The 19,147-nt window shown below is 66.4% G+C and carries 19 protein-coding genes; 5 read left to right on the top strand and 14 right to left on the bottom strand.

Annotated elements, in window-relative coordinates:
* Window positions 1-4: 4 nt before the first annotated feature.
* The 4 genes from QTI33_RS00370 to QTI33_RS00355 are packed head-to-tail and all read right to left on the bottom strand — an operon-like array spanning window position 5 to window position 3,968.
* Entirely contained in the window at window positions 5-1,354 is a 1,350-nt protein-coding gene (locus QTI33_RS00370; protein ID WP_286503710.1) for a condensation domain-containing protein, read from the bottom strand.
* The gene (locus QTI33_RS00365; protein ID WP_286503709.1) at window positions 1,351-2,439 is read right to left on the bottom strand and encodes a class I SAM-dependent methyltransferase; all 1,089 of its coding nucleotides are present in this window, start codon (window positions 2,437-2,439) and stop codon (window positions 1,351-1,353) included. The genes QTI33_RS00370 and QTI33_RS00365 overlap by 4 nt, the downstream gene beginning before the upstream one ends.
* The gene (locus tag QTI33_RS00360) at window positions 2,439-3,590 is read right to left on the bottom strand and encodes an amino acid adenylation domain-containing protein (protein WP_286503708.1); all 1,152 of its coding nucleotides are present in this window, start codon (window positions 3,588-3,590) and stop codon (window positions 2,439-2,441) included. Before QTI33_RS00360 ends, QTI33_RS00365 begins: the two co-directional genes overlap by 1 nt.
* Before the next feature lie 48 nt (window positions 3,591-3,638).
* On the bottom strand, window positions 3,639-3,968 hold the full coding sequence (locus QTI33_RS00355) for an AMP-binding protein (protein WP_286503707.1): 330 nt from the start codon (window positions 3,966-3,968) through the stop codon (window positions 3,639-3,641).
* Between the two features lie 201 nt (window positions 3,969-4,169).
* Between QTI33_RS00355 and QTI33_RS35055 the strand changes: the two genes are divergently transcribed.
* Window positions 4,170-4,640: a hypothetical protein gene (locus QTI33_RS35055; protein ID WP_353506302.1), complete on the top strand. Its 471-nt coding sequence runs from the start codon at window positions 4,170-4,172 to the stop codon at window positions 4,638-4,640.
* Between the two features lie 308 nt (window positions 4,641-4,948).
* Here QTI33_RS35055 and QTI33_RS00350 read toward each other — a convergent pair whose 3' ends face one another.
* The 3 genes from QTI33_RS00350 to QTI33_RS00340 all read right to left on the bottom strand — a co-directional run bounded on the left by QTI33_RS00350 (window position 4,949) and on the right by QTI33_RS00340 (window position 7,968).
* A complete protein-coding gene (locus tag QTI33_RS00350) occupies window positions 4,949-5,818 on the bottom strand; it encodes a phosphatidylglycerol lysyltransferase domain-containing protein (protein WP_286503706.1) in 870 nt (289 codons plus the stop codon).
* Window positions 5,815-6,624 carry a TIGR03084 family metal-binding protein gene (locus QTI33_RS00345; protein ID WP_286503705.1) on the bottom strand — a complete coding sequence of 270 codons (810 nt, stop codon included), beginning with the start codon at window positions 6,622-6,624 and terminating at the stop codon, window positions 5,815-5,817. Before QTI33_RS00345 ends, QTI33_RS00350 begins: the two co-directional genes overlap by 4 nt.
* 168 nt (window positions 6,625-6,792) lie before the next feature.
* Entirely contained in the window at window positions 6,793-7,968 is a 1,176-nt protein-coding gene (locus QTI33_RS00340; RefSeq protein WP_286503704.1) for an acyl-CoA dehydrogenase family protein, read from the bottom strand.
* A gap of 216 nt (window positions 7,969-8,184) precedes the next feature.
* On the opposite strand from QTI33_RS00340, the gene QTI33_RS00335 reads away from it, so the two are divergent.
* Window positions 8,185-8,727: a hypothetical protein gene (locus tag QTI33_RS00335; protein WP_286503703.1), complete on the top strand. Its 543-nt coding sequence runs from the start codon at window positions 8,185-8,187 to the stop codon at window positions 8,725-8,727.
* Between the two features lie 237 nt (window positions 8,728-8,964).
* The gene (locus QTI33_RS00330; RefSeq protein ID WP_286503702.1) at window positions 8,965-9,255 is read left to right on the top strand and encodes a hypothetical protein; all 291 of its coding nucleotides are present in this window, start codon (window positions 8,965-8,967) and stop codon (window positions 9,253-9,255) included.
* Window positions 9,256-9,261: 6 nt separating this feature from the next.
* Here the strand turns inward: QTI33_RS00330 and QTI33_RS00325 are convergent, their stop codons facing one another.
* Window positions 9,262-9,822, bottom strand: coding sequence for a DUF2889 domain-containing protein (locus QTI33_RS00325; protein ID WP_286503701.1), 561 nt, complete (start codon window positions 9,820-9,822; stop codon window positions 9,262-9,264).
* 153 nt (window positions 9,823-9,975) lie between these two features.
* Here QTI33_RS00325 and QTI33_RS00320 point away from each other — a divergent pair, with 153 nt between their 5' ends.
* Entirely contained in the window at window positions 9,976-11,787 is a 1,812-nt protein-coding gene (locus QTI33_RS00320; RefSeq protein WP_286503700.1) for an acyclic terpene utilization AtuA family protein, read from the top strand.
* Window positions 11,788-11,807: 20 nt separating this feature from the next.
* Here the strand turns inward: QTI33_RS00320 and QTI33_RS00315 are convergent, their stop codons facing one another.
* Genes QTI33_RS00315 through iaaH form a run of 5 tightly spaced genes read right to left on the bottom strand, consistent with a single transcriptional unit; the run spans window position 11,808 to window position 17,725 of the window.
* Complete coding sequence (locus tag QTI33_RS00315; RefSeq protein WP_286503699.1) at window positions 11,808-12,491, bottom strand: ABC transporter ATP-binding protein; 684 nt, start codon at window positions 12,489-12,491, stop codon at window positions 11,808-11,810.
* Between the two features lie 5 nt (window positions 12,492-12,496).
* Complete coding sequence (locus QTI33_RS00310) at window positions 12,497-14,296, bottom strand: branched-chain amino acid ABC transporter ATP-binding protein/permease (RefSeq protein ID WP_286503698.1); 1,800 nt, start codon at window positions 14,294-14,296, stop codon at window positions 12,497-12,499.
* Window positions 14,274-15,128, bottom strand: a complete 855-nt coding sequence (locus tag QTI33_RS00305; RefSeq protein WP_286503697.1) for a branched-chain amino acid ABC transporter permease — start codon at window positions 15,126-15,128, stop codon at window positions 14,274-14,276. The genes QTI33_RS00310 and QTI33_RS00305 overlap by 23 nt, the downstream gene beginning before the upstream one ends.
* A gap of 7 nt (window positions 15,129-15,135) precedes the next feature.
* A complete protein-coding gene (locus QTI33_RS00300; RefSeq protein WP_286503696.1) occupies window positions 15,136-16,284 on the bottom strand; it encodes a substrate-binding domain-containing protein in 1,149 nt (382 codons plus the stop codon).
* Between the two features lie 34 nt (window positions 16,285-16,318).
* On the bottom strand, window positions 16,319-17,725 hold the full coding sequence (gene iaaH, locus QTI33_RS00295; RefSeq protein WP_286503695.1) for an indoleacetamide hydrolase: 1,407 nt from the start codon (window positions 17,723-17,725) through the stop codon (window positions 16,319-16,321).
* 165 nt (window positions 17,726-17,890) lie between these two features.
* Here iaaH and QTI33_RS00290 point away from each other — a divergent pair, with 165 nt between their 5' ends.
* Window positions 17,891-18,679 carry a helix-turn-helix transcriptional regulator gene (locus QTI33_RS00290; RefSeq protein WP_286503694.1) on the top strand — a complete coding sequence of 263 codons (789 nt, stop codon included), beginning with the start codon at window positions 17,891-17,893 and terminating at the stop codon, window positions 18,677-18,679.
* A gap of 16 nt (window positions 18,680-18,695) precedes the next feature.
* On the opposite strand, the gene QTI33_RS00285 is transcribed toward QTI33_RS00290, so the two are convergent.
* Entirely contained in the window at window positions 18,696-18,998 is a 303-nt protein-coding gene (locus QTI33_RS00285) for a hypothetical protein (protein WP_286503693.1), read from the bottom strand.
* Window positions 18,999-19,147: the final 149 nt, after the last annotated feature.

Below are 19,147 nucleotides of genomic sequence, written 5' to 3'. Positions count from 1 at the left end.
ACATCTACGCACTGGCTACGACTTGAACGAGAAGCGCTGCATACTCGTCCGCAAAGCGGACACACTCACTTTCACTAAGCAGTCCTTCAGCAAACTGCCAGAACATGCGCATGCTCTTGGTGCCGCGAGCTATATTTGGAGGAATAGCTACAACGTTGATGTCGAACTTTGAGACGCAATTGTGCTCTTCCTCAATCAATCCTGTTGCACCGTTTAACTCGATTCTCGGAATCACTGAGTCGTGAAAACTGAAGCACTGCTGGAAGACTGGGTTGCGACCGCGCGTCTCCGTTAACCCGAGACGGCGAACGATCAGTGACAGAGGGACATCGGGGTACCGCAACGACTTGAACAACGATGTCTGAACTAGCCGACAGGTCGTCCTGATGGAGCGGTCGTGACCGAGACTGACTCGGATAGGCAGCGTATTGACAATCATCCCTATCAGCGGTTCAAGATCAGGCTCAGTGCGAGCACTCACCGCGGTGCCCACGGTCAATTCCTCTTGGGCAGTTCGGTGGGCGAGTAGGAGAATGAATGTCGAAAACATCAACACGAATGCCGACACGCCAAGCTTGCGAGCTGCGAGTTCGACTCGGACACAGTGAGATTCAGAGACTTCTGTTGTGAAGTTACTGATCTTGCCCTGTCTTTGCGACTTGCTCGACACGGTGACCACCCGATGGTGATCAAACTCCGCCAAATAGCTGCACCAAAACTCGAGCGCTGCCGTCCCGTATGAACCCGCCAGGCGCTCACGCTGCCAATGGACGAACTGCTGGTACTGGGTCGGCAACGCGGGCAAGGAGGGTTTGTCGCCAGAATCAAAGGCGTTGTACGCAGTTTGGATTTCTGTCCAAAGGCGCCCAAACGACCAACCGTCGTGAACGGCATGGTGCTCCACTTGAATAAGCTTCCAGGCTTCAGGTCCAAACTTAATGGCGCAAATCTCAAACAGCGGCAGCTGCTCCACACGGAAGCGCCTGGCGAGCGCACGTCGAAAGCATTCGTCGAACGCCTGCAGCTGTGCTTTCTCAGGCAGTGCCGATAGATCGTCAATGCTGATGTTCACGGTGTGGTGGGGGTGCACATTCGCGCGAAAGCCATCGGTTTCAAGAGCAATGGTCGTTCTGAGCATTTCATGACGGCCCACGATGTGAGTGACGGCCTTTTCCAAGCAGTTGACGTCGAGTCTTCCTTGAATGTGGATCTTAGTCAGCGCGTTGTAAGCGCCTTTGTTCGGATAGAACGCCTCCAGCAGGCAGATCTGTTCCTGATTGAACGAAATGTGGTTTGAGGTCGGATGCTCGCGAATGGGCAGTGGGCCGGATGCCGCTGCTGCCAAGGCCGTCATAGTGATCGCTCCGACACAAACATGTATCGAAACTGCTCGATTCCTGCCTCGTATTTAGCTTCCTTGTAGCGAAACTCATAGAGTTCTTGGTTGCCTTCTTTTATGAAGTCGTCTCGCAGCGTCTCCAGAACCTGCACCTTCTTGCGCCAGTGTTCGTTTTCTTCTTTGCTGAGGTCTGAAGCGTGATATCCACCAAAAGCACCAGAAAGCAGAACAGCCAACTCCGTTCTGTCCGGGTGCCAGGTCTCTTTAGTGAAGGTTCGAATTGGAAATGTCCGAAGAATCCCAACTTTGACGGCAGGCTGTCCAATCTCGATGAACTTTTCGAGAATGCTTTTGGTGGAAGTGGCGTAGTAGATGGTGTCGATGGAAACGATGTGACTGAATGTGCCTGCCGGGAACGTGATGTTTTGAATGTCCATTAAATGAAACCGAAGCTTGCTGTTTCGTTCAGCCAACGTCTGCGCGAAGGCGATGGCTTTGGGAGCCAAATCCACGCCCACAACAGATGCACCGGTCTTCTTAAAGATATATTCTGATATCAGACCGTAGCCACAGCCTAGGTCGAGAACAACGTCGCCGGGAATTGGCTTCATGTACGCCAGTAGTTGATCGATTTGGACAAAATCTGCCATGCCATGCTGTCCAAAGTTTTCACCATATATCCTTCGACAGAACTCCGCATGAGCGGCGCTGGTGATTGCTAAGGAATAGTATTTATCGAACCAGGCATTTCGTCGATCACGCCGCTCTTCATTGTTGTATCCCAGCAATCGTTCAGTTTGAGATGCCGAACCATCCGGTGCTTTTGGTTCTTCCACAATCTTACGATCTCCCATGTTTGAGATGTACTGCGCGAGGGTTGCGGGCGTAGGATTTTCAACCAACGCAAACAGCGGGACCAATTTGCCTAAGCCTTTTTGGACCCGCGCGATCAGCAACATCGCAGAAAGTGAATGCCCCCCAGCCTTGAAAAAGTCCGTGTCGGAACGAACATCAGCGAGGTTCATTTCCAGCAGCTCTGCCCAAAGCAGAGTTAAAGCTTCTTCGCATTCGTAGTCATGTTCGTTGGAAATTGAATTCATTAGTCATCTCCCTGTTTGAAAAGCTTCATAGCTTTGGCGCTATCAACTTTCTGATTTGCTGTCAGAGGTAGCTCGCTTACGATTTTGATGACTGAGGGCAGCATATAGTCAGGTAACCGATTCCTCATGCCAGCAATGAGTTCTGGCGCGGAAAGTGCCTGCTGACTCGCCACCAATGCGGCGAGTGCATGCGTCCCGTGCTGGGGAATTGCAATGACATGAACCGCCTCAGCTTTCGGATTCGCAAGAATGGCGGTGGTTATTTCGCCGAGCTCGACACGATGCCCTCGAATTTTGACTTGTTCATCGCGTCGACCAATAAAGAGAAGATTTCCATTTGAACATCGTCTGACGATGTCCCCCGTTTTATACATCAATTCACACGGACGCTGCGGAATGGGATGAAATGCCTCACGCGTTCTTTGAGGCAGATTGAGATAGCCAGCGGCAAGGCTCTTTCCTGCGATGCATAGTTCTCCTTCCGCGTTGACTGCATCGGTATAGCCTTCTTCATTGAGAATGAAGGCTTCCACGTTGGGAATCGGACGTCCAATCGGAACAGAGGGTGTGGCATCGCAGTTGGGATCGAAGACGTGGAAAATGCATCCGACCGTTGCCTCTGTAGGGCCGTATTCGTTGATCACCTGAGCACCCGGCTTCAACTTCGCGAGCACTCGAGCTGCCAGACCGGTCTTCAGATCCTCTCCTCCTACAATCAGCCGCTCCAGTTTTGTCTCTTGGTCTAGCAACTGAAGCAGAATCGACAAGTACGAGGGCGTAATCTTTAGAACATTGATGTGCGCGTCATCGAGTATTTCCAAAATTATCATAGGATCAGCGACACCGTCGAATATCCCGATAGAGGCGCCCACAATTAATGGAGGAAAGATGCACGTTACAGTGAAATCGAATGCGAGTGTCGTGTAAAGGGCAATCCTGTCGTCAACTGAACGAATATAGAATTCACTCGCCCACAGCACATAGTTCGCGAGGTTTGCGTGACTTATGCCGACACCCTTTGGCTTCCCAGTCGATCCAGATGTATACAGAATGTAGGCAAGAGAGGATCCCTCCGTAGGAGCTATGTTCGAATCTCCGGCCGGAGGCAGACTATCTACGCAAATGCCTCCGACTACTGGTAGGGCGGACACTAGGTCGCTGTTGTCGCGGCTGTAGAGAACGAAGCTGACGCTACTGTCTTAAACTACGTGGAAAATTCTCGACCGAGGATGCCTTGTGTCGATGGGCACATAGGTGCAACCTATTTTCAGGACCGCAAGAATAGATGCAACCAGCCGTTGGCTATGTGCGACTGCAATGCCGACTCTTTGAGTCGGTACGGCCCCCGCAACAAGCAAGGCCAACGCGATTTTGTCTACTTCGTGTTCAAGCTGCCGATAGGTAAGAAATTCACTACCGCAAGCTACCGCTATTCGGTCACCGTTTTTTTTCATCGCACGATCGAAATGCGAATAAATGTTCGCGCTGTCGCCCTGCAGCGAATGCTGCAATTCGCTATTGTTCAACATGAGTGCCTCCTTAGGCGAGTGTAACGGTGCGTAAGTACGTCGGTCCGCCCCCTATGATGCATATGATAAGCACGATGCGATGCATTGCGGTGAAGCGTGACAATAGATTGCAGTCATCAATTTATTGTGGGATCAATGTAAATAATTGAGTTTGATATGCGAGACGCGCCGAGTAGGGCCGCGGCGTAATCAGGGGGATGTATGAGTTCGCCACCAGAGCAGTCTGTTCGTCTTGCTTTACAGCTTCTTGCAGAAAGACGGTTCAGCGCCATCATCCGTCAGCTGTCTGAATCAGGTTTGTCGACTGCCGATGCGCTCGAGGCGGCATGGCCGCTGCTGACCAGGCGTCTACGAGTGGACGGGGTCTTACTCATAGCCGCTGGTAACGGCTGCTATCAAACGGTTTGCCAGGTATTGCGCCGAACTGCAGATGAAGCCGAAGCGGTCGCCTTTCAGTGGACTCTTGAATCGTCGGCGAACATTTTGGATAGGACCGCGGCGTGCGAAGGGCTTCCGTCAACGCTCATAGCCAACGTCGTATGTGTTGCGACTTCGATGGGTCGCTCCCCACTGCGTGCGGAGCAGGTGATGTACTTGCTAGACCAGGACGAATGCGTCCGTCGCCTTCGATTTGCTTGTACGTACGTGGAGAGCGCGAACCTGATCGGCTAGGGATCGCTGATCCTGCAAAGCTCACCGAATTGCTGCGAGGCGCGGCTACTACACAGCCTTCACCACGATTTGCGGCACGCGGCGTGCAGGGCGATGACCGAGGCACATGACAGGACGACTACAGGCTCTCCGCCCTCTGGTTGTTCGCGCCACCGGTCTGGCAGTACGCGAACGGCATTCCGCCGGTGAGCGGTCCGGGTCTCGATTGCCGAGACACGGACCGCGGCCATGGAAGCATGGTCTTCGAAACGCCCAGGGCCTTCCACACGGTGCACGTCGGCGGGAGGCGAAGTGAGCAGGCCAGCGCCTCACTCCCGTAGCGCAACCCGCAGCTTCGGAATCAACGCCGCAGGGCCGTACGAGCGCTTGCTGCGCCGAAACCCAGCCAGCCCCATGTCCTGCTCGAAGTTGAGCCATCGCACCGGGCGCGCAAAGTGGCGGCAGAAGTGCTGGAACATGTAGGGATAGATGCCGACGCGGCTGTCCAGCCCCTTCGCGAAGCGCATCACGAAGGCCTCGGGCTGGAGCTCCTGCGCCAGCACGAAGCCCAGCGGCTGGTCGCCCGCGAAATGCACGAAGCCTTCGAGACCGAAGGTAGCGGCCGCGGCGATGGCCTCGAGGCAGGCGGACTCGTCGGCCTCGCCGTGGGCCTTGCCCTTCTGCGCCATCCAGCCCCGCAGTACCTGCCGCGCGGCGTCCGCCGTCTCGACCCCGAATGACATGCAGCGCGGCGCGCAGGCCGCCAGCAGCTGCCGGACCTGGTTGCGCTTCCGGGCGAGCGCCCGGCCCGGAAAGTCGCTGAACTGCCCGGCCTCGAACAGGTAGTCGGCGTCGTCGGCCGAACTCCACAGGCGGAACTGCGACGGCGAAAGCCTTTCGGCATCACGCTGTGCGATCGGGTACAGGCAATCGTGGCCGTCGAGCAGCCGGCGCAGCACGTCGAGCGGCGCTTCATGCAGCCCGAACAGCGGCATCAGGTGCCGCGTGCCGTCGTAGGCCCGGCCCGAGATGCAGGGCCAGTCGCCGGGCAGGTAGCGGTAGTCGTGCGCGTCCCGGAAGAGGTAGAGGTTGGAGAAGGCATGGTCCGACAGGCACTGCTCGGCGCTGCCTTCGCGCAGCCGCACCAGCGCCGCCTCGATCGGCACCTGCAGCGCCAACGTGAGCGGCACCCCGCTCATGCAGCCGGGCGCGCCACCTTGCGCACGCCCGGCGCGGGCGCATCCGCCGGCGGCCCCGCGAAGCACTGGGCGATCGACAGCCACGCGCGCGCCGAGCCCTGGCTGTAGCGCAGCGTGGTGTCGGCCAGGTTGCGTCGCTGCGTCACGAGCAGGCAGAAATCGAGCGCGCTGCCGCGCACGAATTCGGGCGAGGCCGGATCGCCCCAGTGCCATGTGTCGTTGCCGGGCGCATCGAGCGAGATGAACGGCACCACCGGCGGCACCGGCAGCTTGCGGTTGACGAAGCTCCAGCCGAAGGTGGTGACGCCGATGTGGGCGATGTGCTTGAGCCGCGGCGTGCCGGCGCGCTCGCGGCCGACCACGTCCCACACGTCCTGCCCGTGCGCCCAGGTCTCCATCAGCCGCGCCGACGCGAAGGAGCGCGCGCTCATGCTCGGCCCGTACCACGGCAGCCGCGCCTTGGGGTCGAGCGCGGCCAGCAGGTCGACGAGCCGCATCGCGATCGGCTCCCAGTGCGCGAGCAGCGCGGCGCCGTCGAGGTGGCCGTACTTCTCGCGGGCGATGGCGCTGATCTCGCGGCCGGTGGCCAGCACCTCGGTCAGCGCCGCGGTGTCGCGCGCGAAGGCTTCGGCGTCGGTCGCGGAGAGGGTCGCCGTCTGGTCGAAGTAGCACAGGTGCGCCACCTCGTCCCAGGGCGTCCAGCCGTAGAAGTCGCTCTTCAGGCGCCACTGCGCGGGCGTCAGGCCGCGGCAGAGGTCGGCGAGTTCGCGGTACTCGGCGCGCAGGTCGGCGGCGGTGTCTTTCATCGTGCTTCCTGATCTTGGATTTCAGTTGACCCCGGTGCTCTCGCATGGCCTGCAGCGCATGAAACAGCAGGGATCGATGCCAGGGATACCGCGAAACCGGCTTTGCCGGGCCGCTGGTATCGCCCCCTCGAGGGGGAAGCGCCGCAGGCGCTTCGGGGGTGGTTCACTTCAAAGACCCAGCTGCCGCGCCGCGAGGTCCTTCATGACCTCCTCCGAGCCGCCGCCGATCATCATCACCTTGACCTCGCGGTAGATGCGCTCGCTCTGCGTGCCGCGCATGAAGCCCATGCCGCCGAGCAGCTGCACCGCCTGGTCGGCGCAGAACTGCATCGCCTGCGTGGCCTGCACCTTGGCCAGGCAGACGCGCGCCACCAGCCGCGCCGGATCGGCCAGCTTGTGCTCGATGCGGTAGGCCAGGTCGTAGACCAGCGTGCGCGATGCATCGATGCGCAAGGTCATGTCCATCAGCTTGTGGCGCACCACCTGGCGCTCGGACAGGGGCATGCCGAAGGAGACGCGCTGGCGCGTCCAGTCGACCGCTTCCTTCAGGCACACCTCGGCGAAACCGCAGGCCAGCGCCGACATGAACAGCCGCTCGGTGTTGAAGTTGTTCATGAAGGTCTTGAAGCCCTTGTTCTCGATCCCGACCAGGTTGGCGACCGGCACCCGGCAGTTGTCGAAGCGCAGGTGCGCGGTGTCCGAGCTCCACCATCCCATCTTCTTGAGCGCGGTGCGCGCAAGCCCCGGCGTGTCGCCGTCGATCAGCAGCACCGAAATGCCGCCCGCGCCCTTGTTCGCCGGATCGGTGCGCACCGCCGTGGTGATGAAGTCGGCCCGCATGCCCGAGGTGATGAAGGTCTTCTCGCCGTTGACCACATAGTGGTCGCCGTCGCGCACCGCGGTGGTCTTGAGCGCCGCCACGTCGGAGCCGCCCGAGGGCTCGGTGACCGCCAGCGCCGCGATCTTCTCGCCGGCCAGCACCGGCGGGATGACACGCTGCTTGAGCGCCTCGCTGCCCGCGTGCAGGATCGGCGGCAGCGCGATGCTGTGCGAGTTCAGCGAGGCCTGCAGCCCGCCCCCGCCGCAGCGTGCGAACTCCTCGGCCACGATCAGCTGGAAGAAGACGTCGGCCGGCGTGCCGCCGTAGGCCTCCGGGTAGCCCAGGCCCTGCACGCCGAGTTCAGCGGCGCGCGCGTACAGCTCGCGCGGGAAGGTCTCGGCCTCGTCCCACTCGGCGACGAAGGGCGTGATCTCGCGCGCGATGAATTCGCGCAGCGTGGCGCGGAACTGTTCGTGTTCGGGCGTGAAATAGAAGGGCAGCGGCGGTGCCTCGAGAAATTCCATGGTGTCTCCTGTCTGCCACGAGGCTAGCGGCGCGGGCCGGTCTGGTCTTGCGCCGACTGGCTGCACGGCGGCCGTGTGCAGCCCGGTCTTGCGTCAGAATCGGGATACAAGCAGACACAACCTCTCTTCGATTCCCGTGATGGCAAGAACCCGCAAATCCCGGCCGACCGCGTTCGCGCCGGCCTCCCGCAAGCCGCCCTCGCCAAGGAGCGCCTCATGACGCTCGACACCGGCTTTGCCGTCGTGCTCGGCGTGGCCGTCGGCGCCCTCGCCGGCATCGTCGGCGGTGCGCTCGCGGCCTGGCGCCAGTCGAAGCTGGCACTGGAGAAATGGTCGCGCTCGCGCGAAGACCAGCATCGCAGCGACACGCGGGAGGCGGTGGCGACCGTGGCCCGCACGCTGGCCTCCACCGCCCATTCGATGGTGTGGGCCACCTTCAAGGTCCTGACCTCGGGCAAGGCCAGCCGCGAGGCGCTCGCTTCCTTCGAAGTCGAGTTCCACGGCGAGGTGGCGACCCTGGTGGGCGCCCAGATGCAGTTGGCGGCGCTCGACCACGCGCTCTATGCCCGGGTCACGCCCTATATCGGCCAGGTGATCGCGCTGGGCGGCAACACCTATGCGGCATTGCGGGCATCGATGGAGAAGGACCTCGACGCCGAGGACCGGCTGCGCAGTTGCAACCAGGAGGCGCTGGACCTGATCCGGGAGGTGCCGACCAAGGTGGCCGGCCTGCTCGCCCCGCCGGAAGCCGCCGTCTAAAGAAAGCGCGCCCGCGGCCGATATCCATGCAGCGGGCAGCCCGGTGCCGGCCCCGCAGGTGTCGCATCCATGCCGACGGCCGATCGGACAACCCGAGACTTTCCTCACACGCCGGCGATGTTTCGGCGCGCGGGAATGCACTTCGGCGCGCTTTTCAGCCACGCTTAAGGATCGACGAAGAGACTGGTTCCGAGGCCAAGGAAAAGTCCCTTGCCCCACCGAAAAGGATCGATCGCCATGAAGCCTTCCGCCGCTGCCCCCAAGCCCCTGACCCCGTCGCAGATCAAGCTCGTGCTCGAGTTGCTCGAGCTGCGGCAGCTGGCACCGAAGGAGACCGCCGCGAAGTTCGATCGGCTGGCCCAGGGCAAGACCTTCTCCGAAGCCCAGCAGGAGGCGATCGAGATCCTCTTCGCGCTCGAGGAAGACGAGATCCCCGACGCCCTCTTCGACTTCGCCGACGACGAGGCACGCGACATCGTGCGCGACGGGCTGGCGCACGAGGCGCGGCTCACGTTCGTGCGGGCCTGACCCAGTTCAAGGCGACGGCTCGTCCTCGCCCGTCGCTCGGTACCAGGTCGGATAGAACAGGGCCACCTGCGGCCCGTCGGTGGCCAATGCGTGGCAGCCATCGAGCTGGAAGGGCTTCTGCGTCTGCGAGACCGCGAGGTCGGCACCTGCCAGCGTCTGCAGCACGCCGGTGCCCATGGTCCGCAGCAGCTCCGACATGTGGGTGCAGCCGCGCACGCCGCCGAACAGGCGCACCGCGGCGCGGTTGAAGCCCGGCCCCACGCGCAGCCCGACCAGCGCCGCATAGTCGGGCGCGATCGCGCCGCAGACCTCGTCGAACGGCGCCGCGTCGGTGGCGGCCACCGCATCGACGATCAACGCCGTGGCATCGACCGTGAGCCGCAGCCACATCGAATGGATCGGCGTCCCGCCGCGGCGCTCGCCGCCCGGAAAACGGAAGTCGTGGGCCCGCACGTCCTCGAGATGGCCTTCGACGTCCCAGAGGCCATCGACACGGCGATGGCCGCGGATCGTGATGGTGCGGGCGTGCACCTCGGTGCGTTCGGCGGAAGAAGGCGGCAATGGCATGGCAGGAGCATCGATGATGCCATCGACGCGCGGGCCGCGTCTTGCGCCCAATGGCTGCGCCTCGACAGCGAGTTGGCGCAAGCCTCGGGCGGGGCGGCTGGCTAAGCTCCCTGCTCCAGCGACACCCCGTCGACACCGAGGAGCGAGACCGCCATGACCACCCCCCCGACCCCGCCAAAAACCGTCCGCATCGGAGGCGCCTCCGGCTTCTGGGGCGACAGCATGGTGGCGGCGCCCCAGCTGGTGAAGCTCGGCCGGCTCGACTACCTGGTGTTCGACTTCCTGGCCGAGACCACGATGTCGATCCTGGCCTCGGCCCGGGCCAAGAAACCCGAGCTGGGCTATGCGACCGACTTCGTCGACATCGCGATGAAATCCGTGCTGGCCGAGGTCAAGCGCCAGGGAATCAAGGTCGTGAGCAATGCCGGTGGCATCAATCCGCACGGCTGCGCCGCCGCGCTGCAGGCGCTGGCCGAGGCCGAGGGTGTGGCGCTGCGGATCGCGGTGGTCGAGGGCGACGACGTCAGCGCGCAGATGCCGCAGCTGCGCGAGGCCGGCACCCGCGACATGTTCACCGGCGAGGCGCTGCCAGAAAAGGTCCTGAGCGCCAACGCCTACCTGGGCGCGCTGCCGATCGCCGCCGCGCTCGCGGTCGGCGCCGACGTCGTCATCACCGGGCGCTGCGTCGACAGCGCGGTCACGCTCGGGCCGCTGATGCACGAGTTCGGCTGGCGTGCTGGCGACTACGACCTGCTGGCCTCGGGCAGCCTCGCGGGCCACATCATCGAATGCGGCTGCCAGGCCACCGGCGGGCTGCACACCGACTGGGAAGACATCCCCGACTGGGCCCACATGGGCTACCCGATCGTCGAATGCCATGCCGACGGCAGCTTCGTCGTCACCAAGCCCGAGGGAACCGGCGGCAAGGTGATCCGCGCCAACGTGGCCGAGCAGCTGCTCTACGAGATCGGCGACCCCGGGGCCTACATGCTGCCCGACGTCAGCTGCGACTTCCGCGATGTCGCGATCGAGCAAGTCGGCGCCGACCGCGTGCGGGTCGGCCCGGCGCGCGGGCGCGCGCCCTCCCCCAGCTACAAGGTCTCGGCCACGCAGCTCGATGGTTTCCGCTGCGCCGGCAGCATGGTCTTCGTCGGCATCGACGCCGAGAAGAAGGCGGTGCGCACCGCCGAGGCGATCATCGAGCGCACCGGCGAGATCCTGCAGCAGATGGGCCTGCCGCCCTTCACCTCGACCCACATCGAGGTGATCGGCTCCGAATGGCTGTACGGCCCGCACGCGCGCACGCGGGAGGTGCGCGAGGTCACGATGCGGGTGATCGCCAACCATCCGCAGAAGGCCGCGCTGGCGATGTTCGCGCGCGAGATCGCGCCATCGGGCACCTCGTGGGCGCCGGGCACCACCAGCCCCGGCGGCGGGCGACCGGCGGTGTCGCCGCTGATCAAGCCCTTCGCCTTCACGCTGGCCAAGGCCGCGCTGCCGGTGGCCTTCGTGCTCGGGGGCGAACGGCAGGCGGTGGCAATTCCCGCCGCCGCCGACGGCGCGGCGGCCTCGCCGGCCACCGAACCGCCGCCCTTCGAGGAGGACGGTGGCGAGCAGGTCGAGGTGCGGCTGATCGAACTCGCCTGGGCCCGCAGCGGCGACAAGGGCAACCTGTCGAACATCGGCCTGGTCGCGCGCCGGCCGGAGTGGCTGCCGCTGCTGTGGTCGCGCGTCACGCCGCAGTTCGTGGGGGACTACTTCGCCCACCTGGTGCACGGCCGGGTCGAGCGCTTCCACCTGCCCGGCATCGCCTCGATGAACCTGCTGCTGCACGAAGCGCTGGACGGCGGCGGCCCGTCGTCGATGCGCATGGACCCGCTGGGCAAGGGCATGGCGCAGATGCTGCTGGATGCGACCGTGCGGGTGCCGCGGCGCGTGGCGGAGGCGGCGCGCGCGAGACGGTGAGCCCGGGACGGCGCGCGGCATCAGACCATCAGGTGGGCCTCCAGCGCTGCGCGACCGAATTCCGATGCCGCCCCTTTCAGCAGGCATTCGCCGTGGTCGATCGCCATCAGGTCGTCGGCCACCGCGAGCAGGAACTCCAGATTCTGCTCGACGATCACGAAGGCGGCGCCTTCGGCCTTGCGGGCCCGCAACAAACCCGCCATGCGCTCGATGTTCTCGGGCTGGACGCCCTCGGTCGGCTCGTCGAGCAGGCTGAGCGCGGCGCGCAGGCCCAGGGTGCGCGTGAAGGACAGCAGCTTGCGCTCGCCGCCGCTCAGCGAGCCGGCGCGCTGCGCCCTCCGCTCGCCCAGGCGCGGGAAGGCCTGCAGGCAGGCCGCGTAGCGCTGCGGGTCGCGGTCGTCGAGGTGCAGCCACAGGTTCTCCTGCACGCTGAGGTCGCCGAACACCACGTCCTCCTGCGGCGCGTAGGCCATGCCGAGCGCCAGCCGCTGGTGCGGCGCCAGCCGCGAAAGGTCATGCCCGTCGAAGGTCAACGTGCCTTCGCGCAGCGGCAGGAAGCCGGCCAGCGCGCGCATCAGCGTGGTCTTGCCGACGCCGTTGCGGCCGAGCACGCCGAGCACCCGGCCGGGGGCCGCGCTGCCGCTCAGGCGGCGCAGCACCATGGTGTCGCCGTAGCCGCACACCAAGGCATCGAAGTTCAACATCCCGCTCATTTGCGCGCCCCCGCATACACCGCCCGCACCGCCGGATCGGCCTGGATCTCGGCCAGCGTGCCCCGGGCCAGCAGCCGGCCCTGGTGCAGCACGTAGACGTCGCCGCCGATCGCGGCCACGGCGCTGATGTCGTGCTCGATCACCAGCGCGGCCGCGCCCAGGCGGTCGATCACGGTCTTGATGGCGTCGATCATGTGGTGGGTCTCGGCCGGCGAAAGGCCGGCGCAGGGCTCGTCGAGCAGCACCAGCCGCGGCTGCGGCAGTACGGTCATGACGAACTCCAGCGCCTGGCGCTGGCCCTGCGAGAGGCTGCCCGCGCGGGTGCCGAGCTGCTCGCGCAGCGCCGGGAACAGGTCGAGCAGTTCGTCGCGCAGCGGGCTGCGCCAGGCGAGCGGCGCCCGCGCCAGCGACGCGGCCGGGCCGAGCCGCCCGGCCCACAGCGCCACGTCCAGGTTCTGGCTCACGCTGAGCTCGGAGAACACCGATGGAATCTGCAGCTTGCGCCCGACGCCGCGCCGCGCCACCCGCCAGGCGGTGGCGCCCGAGATGTCGGTGCCGTCGAGCACGATGCGCCCCGCGCGCAGCGGCAGCCGGCCGGTCATGACGTTGAAGGCCGAGGTCTTGCCGGCGCCGTTCGGGCCGATCACGCAGCGCAGACCGGGGCCGTCGAGCGCCAGCGCCAGGCCATCGAGGATCCGCACGCCACCCTGCGCGGCATGGACCTGCTCGAAGGCCAGGCCGATGCGCCCGGCCGGCGGGCGCCGGTCGGGCGCGTCGGTGGCCGGCACGCCCGGCGCCGCGTCGGGCCCGCGCCGCCACAGCGACCGGCCCAGCCCCGCCAGCCCCTCGGGCAGGAAACGCACCACCCCGATGAAGATCGCACCCACCGCGACCTCCCAGTAGGCGAAATGGTCGCGCAGCTCCGACGAGGCGTAGCCGATGAAGACGGCGCCCAGCAGCGCCCCGAGCGGGCTGGCCTTGCCGCCGACCGCCGCCCAGATCACGAACTCGGTCGACAGCACGAAGCCCATGGTGAGCGGCGTCACGATGCCCTGGTGCAGCGCGAACAGCGCACCCGCGGCGGCGGCCAGCAGCGCCGAGAAGGCGAAGGCGTTGGCCTTGATGCGGTCGGTCGCATAGCCGAAGAGCTGCAGCCGGTCTTCGTTCTGCGCCACCGCGCTCCACAGCATGCCCAGCGGCCGCCGCAGCACCCCGCCCAGCAAGGCGGTGCTGCCGACCGCGCAGGCGGCGACCACCCAGTAGAAGCTGCTGTAGCGCTCGGTGCCGGGCAGCTCGGGAATGTCGGCCATGCCGTTGAAGCCGCCGGTGACCGCGCTCCATTGCTGCGCCGCCAGGAAGCCCAGCATCGTCATCGCCAGCGTGATGAGCGAGAAGAAGGGTCCGCTGCGATGGCTGCGCGCGAACACCAGCCGCGCCGTCAGGTAGGCGACGGCCGCGGGCAGCAGAAGGGCCAGCGGCAGCGCGACATACCAGAGCGGCTGCTGCTGCGCCGCCTTCAGCGTGCCGCCCGCCAGGTAGGCGCCGAGGCCGAAGAACAGCGCATGCCCGAGCGGCAGGAAGCCCAGCCGGCCCCAGCACAGGGCCACGCCCTGGGTCGCGATGCCGTAGATCAGGAACAACGCGATCTGGTAGGCGACGAAGTCGTTGCTGGCGAAGGGCAGCGCCACCAGCGCGGCGCCCAGCCACAGCGCTTCGCTGCCCGGCAGGCGCCAGCGCCGGGCCGGCCGGCGCAGGGGCGCGCAGGGAGGGGGTTCAACGGCGTCCAAGGAGTCCATTCGGCTTCAGCCAGAGAAAGAGAATCGAAAGGATCAGCACCACCGCGTAGCCGCTGGTCTGGCCGGCGAGGCTGCTGACGACCGACTGGCTGCCGCCGATCACGCCGACACCGCCGGCGAAGCCGCCCAGCGTGCCGAGGCCGCCCACCACCAGCACGAAGAAGGCGTCGAGCAGGTAGTCGACGCCGATGCCGGGCTCGATGCGCACCAGCGGCGCCAGCAGCACCCCCGCCGCGCCCGCCAGCACCACCCCGATGACGAAGGTCTGCGAGGCCAGGCGGCGGGTGTCGATGCCCAGCGCCTGGGCCAGCATCGGGTTGCCGGTCATCGCCCGCACGCGCAGGCCCATCACGCTGCGCCGGTACCAGAAGGCCAGGCCGATCATCAGCAGGACCGCGAAGGCGATCAGCGCCAGCCGATAGCCGGGGTACTGCAGGCCGGCCAGCGTGACCGGGGCCGCCAGGCTGCTCTCGACGTTGCGGTAGCCGCGGCCGTAGATCGCCTCGACCAGCTTGCGCAGCACCATCGCCAGGCCCCAGGTCGCCAGCAGGGTGTCGAAGGGCCGGGCATAGAGCGGGCGGATCAGCCAGCGCTCGACCACCCAGCCCAGCAGGCCGCAGACGACGATCGCCAGCGGCATCGCGGTGGCGATCGGCCAGCCCCAGGCCTGCACCGTGACCACCGCATAGGCGCCCAGCATCACGAACTCGCCGTGCGCCATGTTCATGACGCCGAGCAGGCCGAACACCACCGCCAGGCCCAGCGTCGTGAGCGCCAAGGTCGAGAGCTCGTAGGCCAGGTTCAGCGCATGCAGCAGCCAGCTGGTGTCCATCGCAGCGTCACACCTTGCAGGTCTGGCCGGAAGCGATGTGCGGGAAGGTCTTGACGACCCGGAAGCCCTTGTCGTCGACGTCGGCCAGGTAGATGTCCTGCTCGACATGCCGCGCATGCATGGTCACGGCGCCGCGCGGGCCGTTGTAGCTCGCGCCCTCGCTGGCCGGGTCCATCCTGGCGACGTCGAGCGACTTGGCCTTGGCACTGATCGCGTCCAGCATCAGGAAGCCCTCGTACACCGATTCGGCCAGGCCGTTGAGGGCCGGCGCCTGGGCGCCGAACTTCTTGAAGTAGGCCTCCGAGAAGGCCTTGGCCGCCGGGGTCTGGATGTTGGCGAAATAGCCGGCGCTCGAATAGAGGTTGCGCGCGTTCGCGGCGCCGATGCCGGCCAGCGTGTTCTCCTCGATCAGGGTGCCGAGGCGGATCGCCTTGTCGGCCAGGCCAAAGCTCGCGAAGGCCTTGTTGAAGCCGACCGAGGCCCCGCCCACCAGCGACACCAGCACCGCGTCGGCGCCGCTGTCGCGGATCCGGGCCAGGCTCGAATCGAAGTTGTCGACCGTGAACGGCAGGTACTCGTCGCCCACCACCTGGGCGCCGGTCTGGGTGATGTAGCCCTTGGCCGCGGCATTGGTGTTGCGGCCCCAGATGTAGTCGTTGCCGATCATGTACCACTTCTTCGGCTTGCGCTCCGCGGCCAGCCAGGGGATCACGGGCGCCAGCTGCTGGGCCGGCGTCTCGCCGTTGACGTAGGTGCCCTTGGCGCATTCGCCGCCCTCGTACACCGGCGTGTAGAAGTACGGCACCTGGCCCTTGAACAGTCCCACCAGCGCGCCGCGCACCGCGCTGTCGTGCATGCCGATCACCACCTGCGCGCCCGAGCCCTTCCAGAGCTTCAGCGCGGCCTGCGAGGCCTCGGCCGGCGGCAGCCCGGCATCGCCGACCAGCAGGTTGATGCTGCGGCCCAGCAAGCCGCCCTTGGCATTCAGGGTCTGCACCGCGAGCTCGGCGCAGGCCTTGGCCGAAGGGCCGAACAGGCCCGCCGGCCCGCTCAGCGGCAGCATCACGGCCACGTTCAGCGGCGACTGCGCGCGCACGCCCGCGCTGCCCAGGGCAGCGGCAGCCGCGGCGCCATGAAGAAAGGTACGACGGTCCATGGAAACTCCTCTGTGGTGATCGGGGGTGGGGCCTTCAGCGCAGCCAGGGGGCGGAGGGCTCGGCAGGCAGGATGGCCTCGATCGCCGCGGCGATCGCCAGCAGGCGGCGGTCGCTGCCGGCCGGGCCGTCGAGCGCCAGCCCGACCGGCAGGCCCGCCGCCAGCCCGGCCGGCAGCGTGACGCCCGGAATGCCGGCGTTGCTGCCCGGGTCGGTGTTGCGGATGAAGGTCGGAAAGGTCGGGCAGCGTTGGCCGTTGAACAGCACCGTCTCGTCGTCGCCCACCGGCGCCGCGGTCAGGGGCGTGGTCGGCAGCAGCAGCGCCTGCACGCCCGAGGCGGCGAAGACGTCGGCATAGAGCGCCTGCAGCTTGGCGCGCGCTTGCAGGGCCTCCCGGTAGGCGGCCTCGGGCACCGCGCCGCCGGCCAGCAGCGGCCGCGCAATGGCCGCGACGTCGGGGCTGCCGATGCCGTCGACCAGCTGCTGGAGGTCGACGCCGCGGCCGGCCTCGCGCAGGTAGCGGCCCATGTCGCGCACGAATTCGAACAGCGCGATCGGGAATCCGGCCGCCCCGTTGAGCTCGGTCAACCCCGGCAGCGCCACCTCGACGATCTGCGCGCCGGCCGCGCGCAGGCGTTCGACGGCGGCGTACGCCACGGCCTGCACGCCAGGCTCCAGCGTCTCCCAGAACGGCGCGCGCGGCAGCCCCAGCCGCAGGCCCGCGAGCGCCACCGGCCCCAGCGGCTCGCCGCCACCGGCCAGCACGCCGTCGAGCAGCGCGCAATCGGCGACGCTGCGGGCGATCGGGCCGGCGGTGTCGCGGGTGGTGGAGATCGGGGCGATGCCCTGCCCCGGCACGCGCCCCACCGTCGGCCGCAGGCCGACCACGCCGCACAGGGCGGCCGGCACGCGCACCGATCCGCCGGTGTCGGTGCCGATCGCGGCCGGCACCAGCCCGGCGGCCACCACCACCCCCGAGCCGCCGCTGCTGCCGCCGGGGATCCGCGACGGGTCCCAGGGATTGCGCGCCGCCCCGGTCACGCAGTTGTTGGTCGTGATGCCGAAAGCCAGCTCGTGCATGCTGGTCTTGCCGGACACCAGTGCACCGGCGGCGCGCAGGCGGCGCACCACTTCGGCGTCGCCGGCCGGATGCAGGCCGTGCAGGGCGCCGGTGCCGGCGCCGCTGGGCAGCCCGACGGCGTCGATGTTGTCCTTGAGCGCCACCGGCACGCCGAGCAGCGGAAGGTCTTCGCCCGCCGCGATGCGGGCATCGGCCGCCCGCGCCTGGGCCCGCAGCGCCTCGGCGTCGAAGGCGACGTAGCCGCCCAGCGCGGCATGGGCTTCGGTGCGGGCGATCAGGGCGTCGGCGACCGCCACGCTGGTGACGGCGCCCGCCTGGAGTTGGCGCCGCAGTTCGGCGACACCGAGTTGTGTGAGCTTCATGGCCTGTTCCTTGGTCGTGTCAGCGAATGCTAGGAAGCGGGGGCGGCCCGCACACCTATCACGATTGATAGGGGCCCTACGGGTCGGCACCGATATACCGGCCGGCGTACGGCGGGCTAGCATGGCCTTCCGCCCCCTTTGCACGGTCTTTGCTTTACCCACGCCATGTATCTCGCCACGGCACAGACCCGCGCGCTCGGTGACGTCATGCGTCTGCTGGCCGAGGCCACCGACCCCGATGCCCTGCGCGGCGACCTCGCGCTGCCCATGCTCGACCTGCTGCGGGCCGACACCTACGTCTCCTTCACCTGGGACCGGATCGCCCAGCGCTTCGACCGCGTGAAGGCGCTCAACATGTCGATCGAGAACCTGCGCAGCTGGGACGAGTACTACCGCTTCGTCGATCCGCTCACCTTCCCGATGATGGAGCGGCGCCACCCCACGCTCGCGACCCAGATCCTGTGCCAGAGCGACCTCGCGCGGACCGAGTTCTTCAACGACTTCCTGGCCCGCGACCACATGCACTGGGGCGTCAACGTCTACGTCTTCGCGCATGGCGAATGCACCGGCGACATGCGGATCTGGCGGCGCCGCGAGCGCGGCAACTTCGACAACAACGAGATCGAGGCGCTGCGCCTGGTCGAGCCCGCCTTCGCGGCCGCGCTGGCGCGCTTCCAGTGGGAGGCCGACCCGATGCTGTCGCCGCAGGCCCGCGAAAGCGTCACCGAGCTGCTGCAGCGGCGCTCGGCCCTGAGCCAGCGCGAAGCCGAAGCCGCCGCGCTGGTGCTCTCGGGCTGCCCCGACAAGCTGATCGCCAAGCGCATGGCGGTCGGGCTGCCGACCGTGCGCTTCCATCTTGCGAACGCCTTCCGCAAGCTGCGGGTCGAGAACCGGACCCAGCTCGCGGCCAGGGCCCAGGCACTGGTCAACGACCCGCTCGCGGCTTCGAACTGATTCCGCGGCCGGTCGGCTAGCGCTCGCTCTTGTCGGCCTTCGCGGCCCGCCCGTCCCAGGCGAACGAGACGCCGACCAGCAGCGCCACCCAGACCACGCCCGAGAACAGCGCGCCGCCCCAGTGCGTGCCGCTGCTGCAGTCGAGTTCGAAGTAGCGCCCCAGGGCGCTGTTGCCGTCGGGAATCAGCAGCACCAGCTTGGCGGGCAGGAAGTAGATGAATTCAAGCCACGCCATCGCGGTCGACAGCATGGACCCGCCGGCCGACCCCATCTCCGTCGCCGCCTCGAGCCGCTTGCACTGGTCAATGAATATCGCCACCTGCAGCCTCCGCGCCGACCGTGGCGCAGTCGGATTCTGACCTGAACGCCACTGTCGCCAACGTGATAGCGGCCGCGGGTAACTCCGCAGCGCCGTGCCGGCGCGCGCCCCTACGCTGCGACCGCCGGTGATGCCGCTCGGTCCAGGCC

This window comes from Variovorax davisae (assembly GCF_030316845.1).
GTDB lineage: Bacteria > Pseudomonadota > Gammaproteobacteria > Burkholderiales > Burkholderiaceae_C > Variovorax > Variovorax davisae.
This window is presented reverse-complemented; position numbering and strand designations above follow the sequence as displayed.

Bases quoted from the DNA above. Each gene is read 5' to 3' on its own strand.
- QTI33_RS00370 (WP_286503710.1), bottom strand. From the start codon at position 1,354: ATGACGGCCTTGGCAGCAGCGGCATCCGGCCCACTGCCCATTCGCGAG.
- QTI33_RS00365 (WP_286503709.1), bottom strand. From the start codon at position 2,439: ATGAATTCAATTTCCAACGAACATGACTACGAATGCGAAGAAGCTTTA.
- QTI33_RS00355 (WP_286503707.1), bottom strand. From the start codon at position 3,968: ATGTTGAACAATAGCGAATTGCAGCATTCGCTGCAGGGCGACAGCGCG.
- QTI33_RS35055 (WP_353506302.1), top strand. From the start codon at position 4,170: ATGAGTTCGCCACCAGAGCAGTCTGTTCGTCTTGCTTTACAGCTTCTT.
- QTI33_RS00350 (WP_286503706.1), bottom strand. From the start codon at position 5,818: ATGAGCGGGGTGCCGCTCACGTTGGCGCTGCAGGTGCCGATCGAGGCG.
- QTI33_RS00345 (WP_286503705.1), bottom strand. From the start codon at position 6,624: ATGAAAGACACCGCCGCCGACCTGCGCGCCGAGTACCGCGAACTCGCC.
- QTI33_RS00340 (WP_286503704.1), bottom strand. From the start codon at position 7,968: ATGGAATTTCTCGAGGCACCGCCGCTGCCCTTCTATTTCACGCCCGAA.
- QTI33_RS00335 (WP_286503703.1), top strand. From the start codon at position 8,185: ATGACGCTCGACACCGGCTTTGCCGTCGTGCTCGGCGTGGCCGTCGGC.
- QTI33_RS00330 (WP_286503702.1), top strand. From the start codon at position 8,965: ATGAAGCCTTCCGCCGCTGCCCCCAAGCCCCTGACCCCGTCGCAGATC.
- QTI33_RS00325 (WP_286503701.1), bottom strand. From the start codon at position 9,822: ATGCCATTGCCGCCTTCTTCCGCCGAACGCACCGAGGTGCACGCCCGC.
- QTI33_RS00320 (WP_286503700.1), top strand. From the start codon at position 9,976: ATGACCACCCCCCCGACCCCGCCAAAAACCGTCCGCATCGGAGGCGCC.
- QTI33_RS00315 (WP_286503699.1), bottom strand. From the start codon at position 12,491: ATGTTGAACTTCGATGCCTTGGTGTGCGGCTACGGCGACACCATGGTG.
- QTI33_RS00310 (WP_286503698.1), bottom strand. From the start codon at position 14,296: ATGGACTCCTTGGACGCCGTTGAACCCCCTCCCTGCGCGCCCCTGCGC.
- QTI33_RS00305 (WP_286503697.1), bottom strand. From the start codon at position 15,128: ATGGACACCAGCTGGCTGCTGCATGCGCTGAACCTGGCCTACGAGCTC.
- QTI33_RS00300 (WP_286503696.1), bottom strand. From the start codon at position 16,284: ATGGACCGTCGTACCTTTCTTCATGGCGCCGCGGCTGCCGCTGCCCTG.
- iaaH (WP_286503695.1), bottom strand. From the start codon at position 17,725: ATGAAGCTCACACAACTCGGTGTCGCCGAACTGCGGCGCCAACTCCAG.
- QTI33_RS00290 (WP_286503694.1), top strand. From the start codon at position 17,891: ATGTATCTCGCCACGGCACAGACCCGCGCGCTCGGTGACGTCATGCGT.